This window comes from Mycobacterium sp. SMC-19 (assembly GCF_045310815.1).
Classification (GTDB): domain Bacteria; phylum Actinomycetota; class Actinomycetes; order Mycobacteriales; family Mycobacteriaceae; genus Mycobacterium.
In genome coordinates this window covers 479,856-496,161 of sequence record NZ_JBJIAM010000001.1, presented here as the reverse complement: position 1 = coordinate 496,161, position 16,306 = coordinate 479,856, and the positions used below count along the sequence as shown (strand labels likewise).

Below are 16,306 nucleotides of genomic sequence, written 5' to 3'. Positions count from 1 at the left end.
TGGTATCGCACAATCTGCCAATCGGATAGTATCCACACGCATCGTTAACGCCCGTTCGGAGGAGCCTGCCCCATGGGGATGAAGGACCTGATCCGCTGGTCCCCGGAATCGGCGATGGTTCGCCTGGCGGGGCCGATGGAGGCGGTCGGCGGGCTCTTCACCATGTCGGTGGACGCCGTCAGGTTCTTGTTCAAACGTCCGTTCCAGGCCCGGGAATTCATCGAGCAGTCCTGGTTCGTCGCGCGCGTCTCGCTGGCGCCGACGTTGCTGGTGGCCATTCCGTTCACGGTCCTGGTCAGCTTCATTCTCAACATCCTGCTGCGCGAGCTCGGTGCTGCCGACCTGTCCGGGGCCGGCGCGGCGTTCGGTGCCGTGACCCAGGTCGGACCGATGGTGACGGTGCTGATCGTGGCCGGAGCCGGTGCCACCGCGATGTGTGCCGACCTGGGGTCACGCACGATTCGCGAAGAGATCGACGCCATGGAGGTCTTGGGCATCAACCCGGTGCAGCGGCTGGTGACGCCGCGGATGCTCGCCGCCGGGCTGGTGGCGCTGCTGCTCAACAGTCTCGTGGTGATCATCGGCATTCTCGGCGGCTACGTCTTCTCGGTCTTCGTGCAAGACGTCAACCCGGGTGCATTCGCGGCCGGGATCACCCTGCTGACCGGGGTGCCCGAACTGGTCATCTCCTGCGTCAAGGCGGCGCTGTTCGGATTGATCGCCGGAATGGTCGCCTGCTACCGCGGCCTGACGATCTCCGGCGGTGGCGCCAAGGCCGTCGGCAACGCGGTGAACGAGACCGTCGTGTACGCGTTCATGTCGCTGTTCGTGGTCAACGTGGTGGTCACCGCGATCGGCATCAAGATGACGGCGCGCTGAGCCGTGGCGCTTCGTGCCCTGGCGGCCGTCTATCCCGGTGTCACCCGGCAGCTGCGGCGACCGATCGCCGCGATGGGGCGCATCGGCGACCACACGCTGTTCTACGGCAAGGCGATCGCCACCACGCCGTTCGCGTTCGCGCATTACCGCCGCGAGGTCATCCGGCTGATCGCCGAGATCAGCATGGGCACCGGGACCCTGGCGATGATCGGCGGGACCGTGGTGATCGTCGGCTTCCTGACACTGGCGGCCGGCGGCACCTTGGCGGTGCAGGGATACAGCTCGCTGGGCAACATCGGCATCGAGGCTTTGACCGGATTCCTGGCGGCGTTCATCAACGTGCGGATCTCGGCGCCGGTGGTCGCCGGGATCGGCCTGGCCGCCACCTTCGGTGCCGGGGTCACCGCGCAGCTGGGGGCCATGCGCATCAACGAGGAGATCGACGCGCTGGAATCGATGGCCATCCGCCCGATCGCCTACCTGGTCAGCACCCGCATCGTCGCCGGGCTGGTCGCGATCGTTCCGCTGTATGCCATCGCGGTGATCCTGTCGTTCGTGGCCAGTCGCTTCACCACCGTCTTCTTGTTCGGGCAGTCGGCCGGACTCTACGACCACTATTTCCGCACCTTCCTCAACCCCATCGACCTGCTGTGGTCGTTCCTGCAGGCCTTCTTGATGGCGATCACCATCTTGTTGATCCATACCTACTTCGGCTATTTCGCCGCCGGCGGTCCGGCCGGGGTCGGTGTCGCGGTGGGCAACGCGGTGCGGACCTCGCTGATCGTCGTCGTCTCGGTGACGTTGTTGGTCTCACTGTCGGTCTACGGGGCCAGCGGCAACTTCAACCTGGCCGGGTAGCAACCGGCATTCGCGCACGTCGCGGTAGTGGTATTGGCATTCTCATTTTTTGCAAGTACCGTATCCATCGATGAGCGACCCAGTGCAGACCTCCTCAGGGATCCCGCTGAAACCGGTGTACGGCCCGGACGACCGGCGCGAAGAGCCGCCGGCGCCCGGCACGTATCCCTTCACCCGCGGAAACTTCGAGTCCGGCTACCGCGGACGGCTGTGGACCTTCCGTCAGTACTCCGGCTTCGGGACCGCCGAGGAGTCCAACCGGCGTTACCAGTACCTGCTGAGCCAGGGCGGCACCGGGCTGTCGGTGGCGCTGGACCTGCCGACCCAGTGCGGCTACGACTCCGATGACCCCGAGGTCGGCGAGGAGGTCGGCCGGGTCGGCGTCGCGGTCGACACCCTGGCCGATGCCGAGATCCTGTTCGACTCCATCCCGCTGGACAAGATCAGCACCAGCTTCACCATCAACGGCACCGCCGCCATCCTGCTGGCGTTCTACGTGGCGGCCGCCGAACGTTCCGGGGTGCCGCGGGCCAAGCTCACCGGCACCATCCAGAACGACATCCTCAAGGAGTACGCGTCGCGCGGCACCTGGATATGGCCGCCCGAACCGTCGCTGCGGCTGATCGCCGACACCATCGAATTCTGCGCCGCCGAAGTGCCCCGGTTCAACGCGATCTCGGTGGCCGGCGCGCACTTTCGTGATGCGGGCGCCAACGCGGTGCAGGAGATGGCGTTCACGCTGGCCGACGGCGTCACTTACTGCGACACCGTCGTGCAGCGCGGCCGGATGAGTATCGAGCAGTTCGCCCCGCAGGTCTCGTTCTTCTTCTACACCCACGGCGACTTCTTCGAGGAGATCGCGAAGTACCGGGCCGGCCGCCGCCGGTGGGCCACGATCGTGCGGGAACGCTACGGCGCGCAGGCCGACAAGGCGTCGATGTTCCGCTTCGGCTGTGTGGCCGGCGGTGCGTCACTGTTCGCCCCGCAGGCTCAGAACAACCTGGTTCGGGTGGCGTATGAGTCGATGGCCGCGGTGCTCGGCGGGGTCCAGTCGATGTTCACCGCCGCCTGGGACGAGCCGTTCGCTCTGCCCAGCGAGGAATCCGCGACGCTGGCCCTGCGCACCCAACAGATCCTGGCCTACGAGACCGGGGTGGCCCGGGTGGCCGATCCACTCGGCGGCTCCTACTTCGTCGAGGCGCTCACCGACGCCACCGAAGAACGCATCATCGAGATCATGGCCGACCTGGAGAACCACGGCGGCATGGTCCGTGCCATCGAAGACGGCTACCTGCAGGGCCTGATCGCCGACGAGGCGTTCAAGATCCACCACGAGATCGAGTCGGGCACAAGGCCGGTCGTCGGCGTCAACAAGTTCACATCCGATGAGCCGGCACCGGAGATCGCCACCTACGAGCTGGACGCCGAAGGCCGCGACGTCCAGCTCAAGCGGCTGGCGCGGGTCAAGGCCGAGCGCAACGCGGATGACGTCGCCGCCAAGCTCGCAGCGCTGGCGCGTGCGGCCGAGGGCGACGTCAACCTCATGCATCCCCTGATCGACTGCGCCAACGCCTACTGCACGGTCGGCGAGATGGTCTCGGCGCTCAAGGACGTCTGGGGCGAATTCCAGCAACCGGTGGTGTACTGATGACTTCGTCGCTTTCTCCCTCCGCAGCCGTCCCGGCCCGGGTCCTGGTCGCCAAACCCGGTCTCGACGGCCACGATCGCGGGGCCAAGATCGTCGCCCGCACCCTGCGTGACGCCGGCTTCGAGGTCATCTACACCGGCATCCGGCAAAAGGTCGAGGACATCGTCGCGGTCGCCCTGCAGGAGGACGTCGCGGTGGTGGGCTTGAGCATCCTGTCCGGTGCGCACGTCGCGCTGACGGCCCGCATCGTCGAGGCGTTGCGTGCCGCGGACGGCGGGGACATCGCCGTTGTGGTCGGCGGCACCATCCCGCAGGGCGACGTACCCAAGCTGCTGGAAGCCGGTGCGGCGGCGGTGTTTCCCACCGGAACATCGCTGGACGATCTGGTGACCGGGGTGCGCGAGGTGGTTTCGAAGGCGGAGGCGTTGTAGGCATGCGACTTGGGGTGATGATCGGCGCCGAACGCGGCGATATGGCGCGCAAGGTCGCCAAACTGATCTCTGATATCGAATGGGCTGATTCGGCGGGGCTGTCCACCGCGTGGATGCCGCAGGTACCCGATGATTTCGACCTGCTGACCATGGTGGCGCTGATGGCCTCGCACAGCACCCGCATCGAGCTCGGCACCGCCGTGGTGCCTTTGCAGGCTCAGCACCCGATTGCACTTGCTCGTCAAGCACTTTCGGTGCACGCCATCTCTGGCGGCCGGCTGGCGTTGGGCGTCGGGCCCTCGCACCACTGGATCATCCGGGACATGCTCGGCCTGCCCTATGACAAACCGGCCGCTTACACCCGGGACTACCTGCAGGTGCTGAATGCGGCCGTCGCCGGCCCGGGACCGGTGGACGTCGAGAACGACCACTTCACCGTGCACAGCCCGACCGCGCTCGGTGCCGACACCAAGATGCCGGTGCTGGTGGCCGCGCTGGGCCCGGTGATGTTGCAGATCGCCGGCGAGCATGCCGATGGCACGTCGCTGTGGATGGCCGATGAGAAGGCGATCGCCGAGCACATCGCGCCCAAGATCAACAAGGCCGCGGCCGATGCGGGCAAGCCGCAGCCGCGCATTGTCGCCGGCATCCCGGTCACCCTGTGCGCCAACTCCGAGATCGAGGCCGCCAAGGAACGCGCCAACCGGATCCTGGCCGAGGCGGAGACTTCGCCCAACTATCAGCGGCTGCTGGACCGCGGTTCGGCCCGTAATGTCGGCGACCTGTGCGCAGCCGGCGACGAGGAATCGATCCTGAAGCGGTTCAAGCAGTTCGCCGACGCCGGGGTGACCGATCTGTCGGTGCGGCTGCTGCCGATCGGGGACAACCGCGACGAACTGATCGCCTCCAAGTACCGCACCCGCGAGGTGATCGCCGAACTCGTCAAGGCGGTTTAGGTGAGCGGACCGCTCGCGGGGATCCGCATCCTCGAAGTGGGGGTGATGCTGGCCGGCCCGTACGCCACCATGCTGCTGGCCGACCTCGGCGCCGAGGTCATCAAGATCGAGCCGCCGGGCGGGGAGATCTCCCGGCAGGTGGGCCCGAGCTACTTCGCCAGCCTCAACCGCAACAAGACCAGCGTCCAGCTGGATCTGGCATCGGAGGCCGGACAGGCCGCGTTGGGCGAGCTTGTTGCCGATTCCCATGCGCTGCTGGTGAATATGAAGCCCTCGGTGATCAAGCGACTGGGGCTGACCTATGACGCCCTGTCACGCTTCAATTCGCGGATCGTCTGCGTCGCGCTGACCGGTTTCGGCCTGGACGGCGGTGACGAACCGGCCTTCGACTACGTGATTCAGGCAGCCACCGGGATCGCCGCGATGACCGGGGACCCGGATGCGCCGCCGACCCTGCCGGGCTACTCCTCGGCGGACAACTCCACCGGGCTGACGGCGGCGTTGGGCCTGCTGGCGCAGATCGTCAGCGGTCGTGGCGGGCAGGTGGAGGTGTCATTGCTGGATGTGATGCTGTCGCAACTGAACTACCGTGCCTCGGCCTACCTCAACGACGGGGTCGAACCCCAACGGCATCCGCACGGCGCGCATTCGTATTACGTTCCGGCACAGTTATTCCCGACCGCACAGGGATATCTGGCGTTGTTCGTCACCCATGATGGGTTCTGGAAGTCGTTCGCCACCGAAGCGGGTATCGACGGTTTCACGACGATGGCCGAGCGCGCCGTCCGCCGTGACGAGGTGCTCGCGGTGGTCACCGCCGCGCTTGCCGGCGACACCGCGGCCGGCTGGGAGGCGCGGCTGCGTCCCCTGGGCATTCCGGCGGCCGCGGTTCGCACACTGCCCGAGGCGTTGAAGGAACATCCCGAAATGATCGTCACCGCAGGGGAGTTCCGGCTGATCGGCAGCCCGATCCGGATCGCGGGCTACCAGCCGGCCTACCGGCCGCCGCCGATGCTGGAGGACTGACCCGCCGGGCAGCTGCGCGGTTTCGGCAACCTCAGTTGCGAGACACGTCCCGGGTCAGCTGGCCTTCGACAGGTGAACTGAGACCGTTTCAGATCGTGGCTGTGTCCCGCTTCGCCCCGCTCATCAGGAGGAATGGTGTTCCGGGGATCCGGTGCACGGCGGCATCGACGAGGGGTTGGCCGGCGATGGCCGTGCGCGCCTCATCGAGGTCGAGTCCTTGACCGGCAACGTAGGTCCGAAACATCCATAGATACGGCAGGCGCATCGGTGCCGGCAGATGAACGTCGCGTACGAACCTTCTCGCATCATCAAGATGGCACCCCCGGTCAACTTCGGCGATGAGAAGTAGCCCGCCATTCTTCAGAACGCGGACCATCTCGTTGATGCCCTTGTCGCGTTCGGGCCAGTGCTTGATCGACGCAATGCTGACAACTGATTCAAAGCTGCCTTCGGGGAAGGGAATATCCGATGCGGAGGCCATCTGAAAACGAACTCGCTGCGAGTCCTTGGAAGGTAGGGCTTTGGCTCGGGCGGTTGCTCGGGCGACCTGCTCAGCAGACAGATCGACGCCGGTGACGCTGATACCCGGATGCTGTTCAATCAGCGCAAGGGCGAACTGTCCTCCACCGCAGCCGATTTCGAGAACGGAACTGCCATCGACGACCGCATTCCGGACGCGGCTCACCAGCGGTGATACGGCCGTGAGCACCGCGTCGGCAACGATTTTGTCGTAGAACCGCGACATCGACGGTGAGTACTTTGCGGCAATGTCCGTTGTCGCCACGCCATCCACCTCCCGTAATGATCAGGACGCCTCACCTACTACGGAAGGTAGTACAGATCGAGGTGGTTCGAAAGGTCGATATCTGGCCGCAGGCGTGCGCGGACTCCCGCGAAGGGGCCTGGCTCAGACCGTGACGATCGAGGCCGACGCCGTGCCCGGCGCGCCGTAAACCTGGGCGAACCCCACCTTCGGGCCCCCGGGCACCTGGCGCTCACCGGCCTGGCCGCGCAGCTGCAGCACCAGTTCGTGCAGCTGGCGCAGGCCCGAGGCGCCGATCGGTTCGCCGTTGGCGATCAGTCCGCCGTCGGTGTTGACCGGTAGTGACCCGCTGATCTCGGTCGCCCCGTCGGCGAGCAGCTTCTCCTGGTCGCCATCGGCGCAGAAGCCGCACTCGGCCATGTGGATGACCTCGGCGCCGGCATCGGTGTCCTGCAACTGGACCACATCGACGTCTTCCGGCGTCACGCCGGCCTTCTCGAACGCGGCGCGGGCGGCGTAGACCGTCGGCGCCACGTCCTCTTCTATCGGAGCCGAGGTCCCATGCACCTCGTAGGCGCCGTAAGTGCGGGTGCGGATCTCGGTGGCCTGCAGATAGACCGGCTTCCCGCTGAAGCGGTGTGCGATGTCGGCGCGGCACATGACCACCGCGGCCGCACCTTCGTCGGGGGCGCAGAACATGTACTGGGTGAGGGGATAGTTCAGCACTGCCGAGTCCAGGATGGCGTCCTCGGACATCGGCTTGCGCCGAAATGCGTTGGGGTTCAACGCACCGTTACGGAAGTTCTTGGCGGCGACCTTGGCCAGCGTGCGCGCCGAGATGCCGTGGTCGTGCAGGTAGCGGTTGGCCTTCATGCCGAAGAACTTGGTGGTGACGAACTGGCCGTTCTCGGCGTACCAGGCCGGCAGCGCCAGCTTGGCCGGGTCGTCGGTGAACGCGCCGCGCGGGTGCTTGTCCATGCCGATCGCGATGCCGATGTCGTACTTGCCGGAGCGGATGTTGTCGGCGCAGACCTGGGTGGCGGTGGCCGCGGTGGCGCAGGCGTTGAACACGTTGGTGAACGGGATGCCGGTCAGGCCGACCAGTCGTGTCACCGCGTCGGGGTTGGAGATCTCATAGCTGCCGCCGACTCCGAATTGGATGTCCTTCCACTGCGCCCCGGCGTCGGCCAGGGCCAGGTGGATGGCCTCGGCGCCCATCTGCATTGCGGACTTGTCGAATCGGCCGAAGGGGTGCAGCCCGACACCGATGATCGCGACGTCGTTGTTCGCTACCGTCATGTTCCAGGTCTCCTTAGACGGGCTGGAATGCCCAGGTGAGAATCTCGGTCCCGTCGTCCTCGACATAGAACGGCACCATGGTCAGTTCGACGGGCATGCCGAATTTCAGCTTGGCGGGGTCGGATTCGGTCAGGCGAGCCTCGACCTGGACGACATCGCCGAGTCGGACCAGCCCGACCCCGTAGGGGGTGAAGCCCTCGGCGGTCTCGCCGCCGGCGTAGGGCAGCTTCGGGACGAAGCCCTGCGTGGTCCAGGCTTCCAAGGTGCCCTGGCGCGGCAGCAACAGATCCTGCATCTGCGGGCCGCTGCATCGCGGGCAGTGATCCTGGCGCGGCCACACCGTCGCCTGGCAATCCGCGCACTGGCTGCCGATCAGCGCCACGTTCTCGTCGGGCCAGTTGGTGACGTCGGGAGCGAGGGCCTTACGCATCGGCGACACCGACCCGGGCGGCGGGCTCACACAAAATGGAAATCACATTCTCGATTAGAGCATACGTGCCTACGGCTAGGGAAGCCCGAATGGACGGTCCGGGGCTGGGGGTCGTTGCGCTAGGCGCGCGAGGGTGCGCAGAATGTCACTTCTTCGCGGCGTGTCGCGTGCAAACGCGCACGCTCGCGCAGAAAAGCGGGGGACTACTTGGCCAGGCCGTGCGCGCAGAAGTCCCAGACTTCATCGGCGCTGATGGGGTGGGCCGCCGGATCGTCGGACTCGGCACTGGACTGCGCCACGAACATGACGGTCTGCATGATCATGGCCGCCATACGCCGGGCGTTGACGCCCTTGCGCAGCTCGCCGGCCGCGTCGGCGGCCTCCATCAGTTCGGTGAGCAGTGTCAACAGCGGGGTGAAGGCCACCCGCACCTCGGTGGGGTGTGACACCAGCAGGCGCGGCGCGAAGTCGGTGAACAGTGGTCGCTTGGCCGACGGGTCTGGTCGAGACAGCTCGAAGAGCAGCTCGATCGCCACTTTCAGCCGCTCCAGCGGTTTGGTCTGGCCGTCGGTGGCGGCGCGGATCTGGTCGGACGTGCGCACCAAGGCGTCTTCGAAGAGTGCCAGCAGCAACTCGTGTTTGCCGTTGAACTGCAGGTAGAAGCTGCGCAGCGACTGCCGGGAGCGCTCGACGACCTCTTGGACGGTGAAGTCGGTGCTGCCCTTTTCGATGATGATGGCCTGGGCCGCGTCCAGGAAGCGCTGAACGCGCTGGGCGGCCCGCAACCGTGCGGTCTTGATCGACCGCTCGACCGCCCGCTGCTTCCAGACGGGCTCTTCTTCCGGGTTACTCACCAGCGGCTCCAACGGTTGCCTTTTTGGGAGAACACGAATGCACCCTACCGGAGAACAGGTCCGGATTGACGTCGGCTAACGCGGCGCTGCCATCCCGGTGGCGAAGATGGTAACTTGCCCGGTATGAGAAGGGCATTCTCGCCAGTTGTCGGCGCAACCTGAAGGACGCTCATGTACATCGACTACGAAGTCGCCGAGAAGATTGCGACGATCACCCTGAACCGGCCCGACGCCGCCAACGCCCAGAACACCGAGCTGCTCGACGAGCTCGACGCGGCCTGGACGCGCGCCGCCGACGACGATGACGTCGCCGTCATCGTGTTGCGCGCCAATGGCAAACACTTCTCGGCCGGCCACGACCTCAAGGGCGGCGGCCCGGTGCCGGACAAGATCACGCTGGAGTTCATCTACAAGCACGAATGCAAGCGCTACCTGGAGTACACGCTGCGGTGGCGCAACGTGCCCAAGCCGTCGATCGCCGCCGTGCAGGGCCGCTGCATCTCCGGCGGGCTGATGCTGTGCTGGCCGTGCGACCTGATCATCGCCTCCGACGACGCGCAGTTCTCCGACCCGGTGGTGCTGATGGGCATCGGTGGGGTCGAATACCACGGGCACACCTGGGAATTGGGTCCGCGCAAGGCCAAAGAGATGCTGTTCACCGGCCGCGCGATGACCGCACAGGAAGCCGAGCAGACCGGCATGGTCAACCGGGTGGTCCCGCGTGAGCAGCTGGACGCCGAGACTCGCCAACTCGCCGAGCACATCGCCACCATGCCGTCGTTCGCGCTGCGCCAGGCCAAACGCGCGGTCAACCAGACCCTCGACGTGCAGGGCTTCCACTCGGCGATCCAGTCCGCGTTCGACATCCACGAGACCGGCCACGGCAACGCGCTGTCGGTGTGCGGATGGCCGATTCTGGTCAACCTCGATGACATGAAGTCTCAGGTCAAATAGCGCTTCGTCGCGAGATTGCGCTCCCGCAGCTAGTTGCTCGAATTTCCCTGCGTCAGCGCAATCTCGCGGCCAAGGTGGAACGCAGCTGGCGTTTGAGCACCTTGCCGTAGCTGTTCTTGGGCAGCGCGTCGACGAACTCGTAGCGCTTGGGGCGCTTGAACCGCGCGATGCGTTCCAGCAGATGGCTGTCCAGCTCGGCGACTGGCGCATCGCCGACGATGAACGCGACCACGATCTCGCCCCACTCGGCGTCGGGTGCGCCCACCACCGAAGCCTCGATGACGCCGGGATGACTCAACAGTGCCTCTTCGACTTCGCGGGGGTAGATGTTGCTGCCCCCGCTGATCACCACATCCTTGGAGCGGTCGCGCAGGGTGAGAAAACCGCGGGGGTCCAACGATCCTTTGTCGCCGGTGAACAGCCAGCCGTCTCGGATGGTCTCGGCGGTGGCGTCCGGGTTATTCCAGTAGCCGGCCATGACCACGTCGCCGCGGCAGACGATCTCGCCGACCTCGCCGGCGGGTGCTCGGGTGCCGTCCTCGCGCAGTACCGCGACCTCGACGCCGGTGCGCGGCCAGCCGACCGAGCACACGATCGCGTCGTCACCGAGGTGATCCGTGCGGCTTAGGCCGGTGATCGTCATGGGTGCTTCGCCCTGGCCGTAGAGCTGGGCGAACACCGGCCCGAACGCGGTCATCGCCCGTTTGAGGTCCCCGAGATACATCGGCCCGCCGCCGTAGACGATGGTGCGCAGCTTGGCCGGCCTTTGCCGACCGGTGGCCACCAGTCGGCCCACCATCGTCGGCGCCAAAAAGGCCGTGGCGCCGCGATGATGCCCGCACAGGTCGAGGAATTCGTCCGCGTCGAACGAGCCCGATGCCGGTACCACCTGGCGGGCCCCGCGCAGCACGTAGGGCGCGATGTAGAGCCCCGATCCGTGCGACATCGGCGCGCCGTGGATCAGGCTGCAGTCAGCGTCGGGGTCGTCCAGGTCGGCCAGGTGCGCCACCGTCATCGCCATCAGATTGCGGTGGGTCAGCATGGCACCCTTCGAGCGCCCGGTGGTGCCGCTGGTGTAGAACAGCCACGCCAGCCGGGACGGATCCGGGTTGACCTCTTCGATGCGAGGGCAGGCAAGCCGGTCCAGGTAGGTTGCCCCGCCAATGGTCTCGACGGGTGCGTCAACGGTCTCGATCAGTCCCGAGGCCAGTTTCGGGGATGCGAAGATCAGTGCTGCACCGGCGTCGTCGATGATCTGCGCCATCTCGCGCGGGTGCAGCTTGTAATTGAGCGGAACCACAACGCAATCGGCCGCCCAGGTGGCGAACATCAGCTCGATGATCTCCGGCCGGTTCTCACTGGCGATCGCGATCCGTGCGCCGGCTCCTGCTAGCCGGCCCAGCGACGTCGCCAGCCGTCGTGCGCGATCGGCCAGCTCGCTCCAGGTGTGCAGCCGCCGTTCGCCGTGATACACCGCACCCTGCTCGCCGAACCGGGTTGCGGCCTGCTCCAGCAACGTGAACAGGTTCACGGCTGGACCCAGTCGGAGTCGAGGCCGAAGTCGGACAGGTATTTGGTCGAGCTCCAGCCGCCGTCGACGACGATGGTCTGGCCGTTGATGAAGGAACCGGCGTCCGAGCACAGGAAGGCCACGGTGCCCGCGATGTCGTCCACCCGGCCCAGTCGCGGAGATGGTGTCATCTCGGCATTGAGTCTGCGGAACCGATTGTCGGACAGGCGTTGCTGCACCATCGGGGTCACGGTGACGCCGGGGGCCACCGCGTTGCAGCGGATCCCCTGGGCGCCGTACTGGCAGGCGATGTGGGTGGTCAGCGCGGTCAGCCCGCCCTTGGCGGCCGAGTACGCCCCGCCGCGCAGTCCGCCCACCACCGCGAAGGTGGAGGTGATGTTGATGATCGCCGACCCGGGCTGCAGGTGCGGCAGCACGTCGCGCGCCAGGCGGAACGGCGCCCGCAGCATCAGATTCAGGAAGTGGTCCAGGGTGTCGTCGTCGGTCTCGTGCAGCGGTTTGGGGCTGCCGATGCCGGCGTTGTTGATCAGGTAGTCCACCCGGCCCCACCGGGACAGGGCGGCCTCGATGATCTGCTGTGGCGCCTGCGTCGTGGTCAGGTCGACCGCCACGGTGGCGATCCGGTCGGGATCGATTCCGGACTCCCGTAGCTGCGCCGCCAGACCGGCCAGCCGTCCGGCGTCGCGGCCGGTTGCCAGCACCGCCATCCCTTCCTCGGCAAGCTTTGTCGCACAGCCGAACCCGATTCCGCTGCTGGCCCCCGTCACGATCGCCACCTGCATGATCTACTCACCTATCTCTGCGCGGGCCAGCTCTGCCCGGATCTGCTGTTTGACCACTTTGCCGGCATCGTTCTTGGGCAACGCATCCCAGATCAGCACCTGCTCCGGGGCTTTGAACCGTGCAACGCCGTGTTCGGCCAGCATGGCGCGCAGCTCGGCGACACCCGGCGGGGTCTGGCCTGCCGGCACGATCACCGCGCAGGCGCGCTCACCGGTGCGCACGTCGGGGATCCCGACCACGGCGACCTCGGCGATCTGCGGGTGACCGATCAGGATGTCCTCCACCTCGCGCGCGGAGATGTTCTCGCCGTTGCGGATGATCACGTCCTTGAGGCGTCCGGTGACGAGCAGATAGTCCTCGTCGACCCACCGACCGAGATCGCCGGTCGCGAAGTAACCCTGTTCATCGAAGCAGCCGCGCCCGTCCTCGGGGTGCAGGTAGCCCAGCAGCATCTGCGGGCCGCGGACGTAGATCTCCCCCTCGCCGGGGGGAGCGCCGAGGTGCGAGACCAACTTGATGTCGGCGATCCCGGCCCGGCCGTCGGTCTCCGCGGCGTGGGACAGGTCATGGGGGCCCACCGATCCGACCGTGCTGACTGGAACCTCGCTGGACCCGTACACCCGGGTGACGACGGCGGCGTGAAAGTAGCCTGCCGCTTCGCGGATCAACGACGCCGGAACCGACGCACCGCCGCAGACGAAGAGCGTGAGATCGGGCAGCCGGGTGCCGGCGGCGCGCGCGGCGGTGAGCAACTGGGCCAGAAACGGCGTTGCCCCGGCCACGTGGGTGCAGCGCTCGGCGAGCATCAGCGCGACCGCGGCATCGGGGTTCCAGGTCTCCATCAGCACGGCGGTGGTGCCGAGCAGCAGCGGGGCTTCGAACGCGTAGATCGATCCGCCGATATGGGCGACGGGGGAGGGCACCAGAAACGTGGCACCGGGCGCCACTCGCCAGTACTCACCGAGCTGGCGGATCAGGGCGTGGATCGAACCGTGACTGTGCAGCACTCCCTTCGGCCGGCTCGTAGTGCCGGAGGTGTACAGCAGCAGCCGTACCGCATCGCTGTTCACTGCCGGCAGATCCACGGCAGGCGCCACGCGATCGAACAGTGCGCGGTAGTCGGTGTGACCGGTCGAGGACCCGCGCACCGTCACCACTTCGGGCGCCTCGGGCAGCGCCTCGGTCACTCGGGCCAGCATCGCCGCGTAGTCGTGGCCGCGGAACTTCTCGGGTGCGAACAGCATTCGGGTGCCCGAGTCGGTGAGGATGTAGGTCAGTTCCGCGTCGCGCAGCGACGGCAGGATGGGGTTGACCACCATCCCGGCCAACGTCGCTGCCAGATAGACCACGGCAGCTTCATGCCAGTTCGGCAGCATGAACGACACCACGCTGCCGGCGGGCATCCTCTGCAGCAAGGCTTGCGCCAGTTCCGTTGCCCGACTGAGCAGTTCCCGACAGGTCAGGCGGACATCACCATCGATCAGCAACACCCGCTCGGGGGTCTGCGCGGCGGCCTGCGCCAGGGTGTCGCCCAACGTGGTCACGGGCCGCTCGGTCCGGTCACCCGGTGCAGCGTCATCGAGTAGCGATAGTCGTCGCCGGCATGGGTGTTCACCGTTACCTGGGCGATCTCACCCTCGGAGGTGGTGTAGCTGCGCTGCATCTGCAGCCCGGCGGTGCCGGGCTGGACGGCCAGGGCAGTGGCGAGTTCGGGGGTGATGATCACCGCCCGGATGTGCTGGCGGACTTCGACGACGCTGACCCCGAACACGTCCTCGATCAGCGGGAAGATCGGTCCGGAGTGACGTTGCAACAGTCGGCCGACCCCGGCGAATGCCCGGTTGATGTAGTACTCGGTCCGACAGATCGGTACGGCCTGCCCCTGGGCGCGCCGGTTGCCGCGCACGGCCAGCCATTCGCTGCCCACCGGCAGACCGGTGCGTGCGGCGACATCGGTGTCCAGGGTGACCATGGCGTTGGAGTCGATTTCGAACTGCGCGCCGGCCGCGAAGGCCACCAGATCATCGATCGACACCACGTCTTGGGCGTAGCAGTTGGTCGCGGCGCGGGGGATCACCACGGTGCCCGCGCGGGGACGGGAGAGGACGAGGTTGTCCTCCCGTAGTCGTCGCAACGCCTCGCGGACCGTGTAGCGGCTGACGTTGAACCGTTCGCACAGTTCATGTTCGGTGGGCAGCTGCGAACCGATCGGATAGACCCCGTCGGCGATCTCCTTGCGCAGCGTCCGCGCCACCTTCAGATAGCGGTGGTCGGTCACGGGCCGACCGGATGCAGTGCCAGCACGCTGCCGTCGCCGTCGGCCGAGACGAACAGGGTGCCGTCGCGGCCGCGCGCAATACCGGCGAACGGGCCTTGGGGACCGGAGAACGGCGGCATTCCGTTGAGCGGTTTGGGGGTCACGCCCGGCGGCGGCCCGATCGGTAGCCCCTCGGCGATCACCTTCCGAGTCCCGGCGTCGAGGTCGACGGCGAGCACTTGGCGCGTTCCGGCGTCAACGACGTAGAGCGTGCGGTCGGCCAGCGCAATCCCTTGTGGCCGAACGAGTCCGTCGACCGCCGGCTGGGCCCCTGAGTCGCTGATGCGCAGCACCCGGCCCGCGCCGGATTCGGCCACCAGGTGGGACCCGTCATCGGCGATCTCGATCCCGACCGGACCGGCCAGGTCACAGGCCAGCACTTCCACCGCACCGGCACGCAGCCCCAAGACCCGGCCGGTGCCGAATTCGGTGACCGCGATGCCGGCGGGCCCCACCGCCACCCCGTAGAGCTGGTCGAAACCGTCGGCGAGCACCTCGCTGGACGAATGCGCCGGCACGTAGCGTGCGACCTGCCCGCCGGAGGTGGTGACGACGAATTCGCCGGGCCCGACGGCGGCCACGCCCCGCACGAAGCCGGGGTAGCCGGGGCTGAACAGCATGCCGAGGGTTTCCAGCCGGCCGCCCGCACCGACGGCGTAGAAGTAGGTGCCGTCGGCGACAAACAGGGCGTCGGCCTCATCGATGGTGAGATCCAGCGGCCAGTTCAGGCCGCCCGGCAGCATCGTGGATGTCTGTCCGGCGCCGGTGATTTCGGTGATCTCGCCGGTGAAGTTCGAGATGAACAGGCGCCCGTCGACGAAGGTGCAGTTGTCCAGTCCGGGTTGCAGCTGCGCCAGCACGGTGGACGTACCGGTGCGCGGATCGATGCGCAGCACCTGTCCGCTGGCGGCCTGGGTGGACACGATGAAACCGTCGGCGTCGAACTTCACCGAGTCCGGTACGCCCAGATCGCCTGCGACCCGTTGCGGCTCGGCATCGGCGGCGAACGGGTCGATCCGCCAGATCTCGTTGGCGGTCATCACCGGGAAGTAGAGCAGTCCGTCGGGCCCCACCTCCATGGCGTTGGGCGACGGCAGGTTTTCGGCCAGAATGCGCCTGCCGCCGGTGGCCCGATCGAGTTCCATCAGGCGTCCGCCTTCGCGGCATTCGCCGACGAACAGCCGGTCTTGATACACGGTGATGCCGTTGGCGCAGGGCACATCGTCGCGCAGCACACGGCTGCGGCCGGAGGCATCGAGCGCACTGACGCGGGCATCCATCACCTCGGTGGCGTACAAGGTTCCGGCCGCGTCGAAGGCGACATCATCGGGCGCGACGACGTCGCCGCCGCGTGCGCTCACGACCGCCAACTCGCCGGTGGTCACGTTCAGCGCACTGATCTGACTGCCGGTCACCTGCGCGACGTAGACCCGGCCGTCCGGGCCGGTTCGCAGCCCGTTCGCGCCGAACAGCCGGCTCGGTTCGGTGATCCGCTCCAGCCGCCAACCGGGCGCGGCGGAGGGGGCGCCGGCCACCTCGCGAGGGCGCGGCAGGGAGGCAGTCATGACTCCGGACGT

General features: G+C 67.1%; 16 protein-coding genes. 7 read left to right on the top strand and 9 right to left on the bottom strand.

Features of this window, described 5'->3' with window-relative positions:
* The first annotated feature begins 78 nt into the window (after positions 1-78).
* From ACJH5R_RS02435 to ACJH5R_RS02410, 6 genes are all read left to right on the top strand, one after another.
* Positions 79-879: an ABC transporter permease gene (locus tag ACJH5R_RS02435; protein WP_105294824.1), complete on the top strand. Its 801-nt coding sequence runs from the start codon at positions 79-81 to the stop codon at positions 877-879.
* 72 nt (positions 880-951) lie between these two features.
* Entirely contained in the window at positions 952-1,737 is a 786-nt protein-coding gene (locus tag ACJH5R_RS02430; protein WP_174549759.1) for an ABC transporter permease, read from the top strand.
* Positions 1,738-1,807: 70 nt separating this feature from the next.
* A complete protein-coding gene (locus tag ACJH5R_RS02425) occupies positions 1,808-3,385 on the top strand; it encodes a methylmalonyl-CoA mutase family protein (protein WP_406756257.1) in 1,578 nt (525 codons plus the stop codon).
* Complete coding sequence (locus ACJH5R_RS02420) at positions 3,385-3,816, top strand: cobalamin B12-binding domain-containing protein (RefSeq protein ID WP_406756256.1); 432 nt, start codon at positions 3,385-3,387, stop codon at positions 3,814-3,816. The genes ACJH5R_RS02425 and ACJH5R_RS02420 overlap by 1 nt, the downstream gene beginning before the upstream one ends.
* Before the next feature lie 2 nt (positions 3,817-3,818).
* Positions 3,819-4,772 carry an LLM class F420-dependent oxidoreductase gene (locus ACJH5R_RS02415; protein WP_406756255.1) on the top strand — a complete coding sequence of 318 codons (954 nt, stop codon included), beginning with the start codon at positions 3,819-3,821 and terminating at the stop codon, positions 4,770-4,772.
* The gene (locus ACJH5R_RS02410) at positions 4,773-5,798 is read left to right on the top strand and encodes a CaiB/BaiF CoA transferase family protein (protein ID WP_406756254.1); all 1,026 of its coding nucleotides are present in this window, start codon (positions 4,773-4,775) and stop codon (positions 5,796-5,798) included.
* Between the two features lie 88 nt (positions 5,799-5,886).
* On the opposite strand, the gene ACJH5R_RS02405 is transcribed toward ACJH5R_RS02410, so the two are convergent.
* The 4 genes from ACJH5R_RS02405 to ACJH5R_RS02390 form a co-directional block, all read right to left on the bottom strand.
* Complete coding sequence (locus ACJH5R_RS02405; protein WP_406781230.1) at positions 5,887-6,582, bottom strand: class I SAM-dependent methyltransferase; 696 nt, start codon at positions 6,580-6,582, stop codon at positions 5,887-5,889.
* A gap of 123 nt (positions 6,583-6,705) precedes the next feature.
* A complete protein-coding gene (locus tag ACJH5R_RS02400) occupies positions 6,706-7,860 on the bottom strand; it encodes a thiolase family protein (protein ID WP_406756252.1) in 1,155 nt (384 codons plus the stop codon).
* Positions 7,861-7,873: 13 nt separating this feature from the next.
* Positions 7,874-8,290, bottom strand: a complete 417-nt coding sequence (locus ACJH5R_RS02395) for a Zn-ribbon domain-containing OB-fold protein (RefSeq protein WP_406756251.1) — start codon at positions 8,288-8,290, stop codon at positions 7,874-7,876.
* Positions 8,291-8,493: 203 nt separating this feature from the next.
* Positions 8,494-9,144, bottom strand: coding sequence for a TetR/AcrR family transcriptional regulator (locus tag ACJH5R_RS02390; protein ID WP_406781229.1), 651 nt, complete (start codon positions 9,142-9,144; stop codon positions 8,494-8,496).
* 171 nt (positions 9,145-9,315) lie between these two features.
* On the opposite strand from ACJH5R_RS02390, the gene ACJH5R_RS02385 reads away from it, so the two are divergent.
* On the top strand, positions 9,316-10,098 hold the full coding sequence (locus tag ACJH5R_RS02385) for an enoyl-CoA hydratase (protein ID WP_406756249.1): 783 nt from the start codon (positions 9,316-9,318) through the stop codon (positions 10,096-10,098).
* Positions 10,099-10,150: 52 nt separating this feature from the next.
* Here ACJH5R_RS02385 and ACJH5R_RS02380 read toward each other — a convergent pair whose 3' ends face one another.
* Genes ACJH5R_RS02380 through ACJH5R_RS02360 form a run of 5 tightly spaced genes read right to left on the bottom strand, consistent with a single transcriptional unit; the run spans position 10,151 to position 16,294 of the window.
* Positions 10,151-11,629, bottom strand: coding sequence for an AMP-binding protein (locus tag ACJH5R_RS02380; RefSeq protein ID WP_406781228.1), 1,479 nt, complete (start codon positions 11,627-11,629; stop codon positions 10,151-10,153).
* Positions 11,626-12,411 carry an SDR family NAD(P)-dependent oxidoreductase gene (locus ACJH5R_RS02375; RefSeq protein WP_406781227.1) on the bottom strand — a complete coding sequence of 262 codons (786 nt, stop codon included), beginning with the start codon at positions 12,409-12,411 and terminating at the stop codon, positions 11,626-11,628. The genes ACJH5R_RS02380 and ACJH5R_RS02375 overlap by 4 nt, the downstream gene beginning before the upstream one ends.
* Positions 12,412-12,414: 3 nt before the next feature.
* A complete protein-coding gene (locus tag ACJH5R_RS02370; RefSeq protein ID WP_406781226.1) occupies positions 12,415-13,956 on the bottom strand; it encodes an AMP-binding protein in 1,542 nt (513 codons plus the stop codon).
* Positions 13,953-14,690, bottom strand: coding sequence for a GntR family transcriptional regulator (locus ACJH5R_RS02365; RefSeq protein ID WP_406781225.1), 738 nt, complete (start codon positions 14,688-14,690; stop codon positions 13,953-13,955). The genes ACJH5R_RS02370 and ACJH5R_RS02365 overlap by 4 nt, the downstream gene beginning before the upstream one ends.
* Positions 14,687-16,294, bottom strand: a complete 1,608-nt coding sequence (locus ACJH5R_RS02360; protein ID WP_406781224.1) for an SMP-30/gluconolactonase/LRE family protein — start codon at positions 16,292-16,294, stop codon at positions 14,687-14,689. Before ACJH5R_RS02360 ends, ACJH5R_RS02365 begins: the two co-directional genes overlap by 4 nt.
* Between the last annotated feature and the right edge of the window lie 12 nt (positions 16,295-16,306).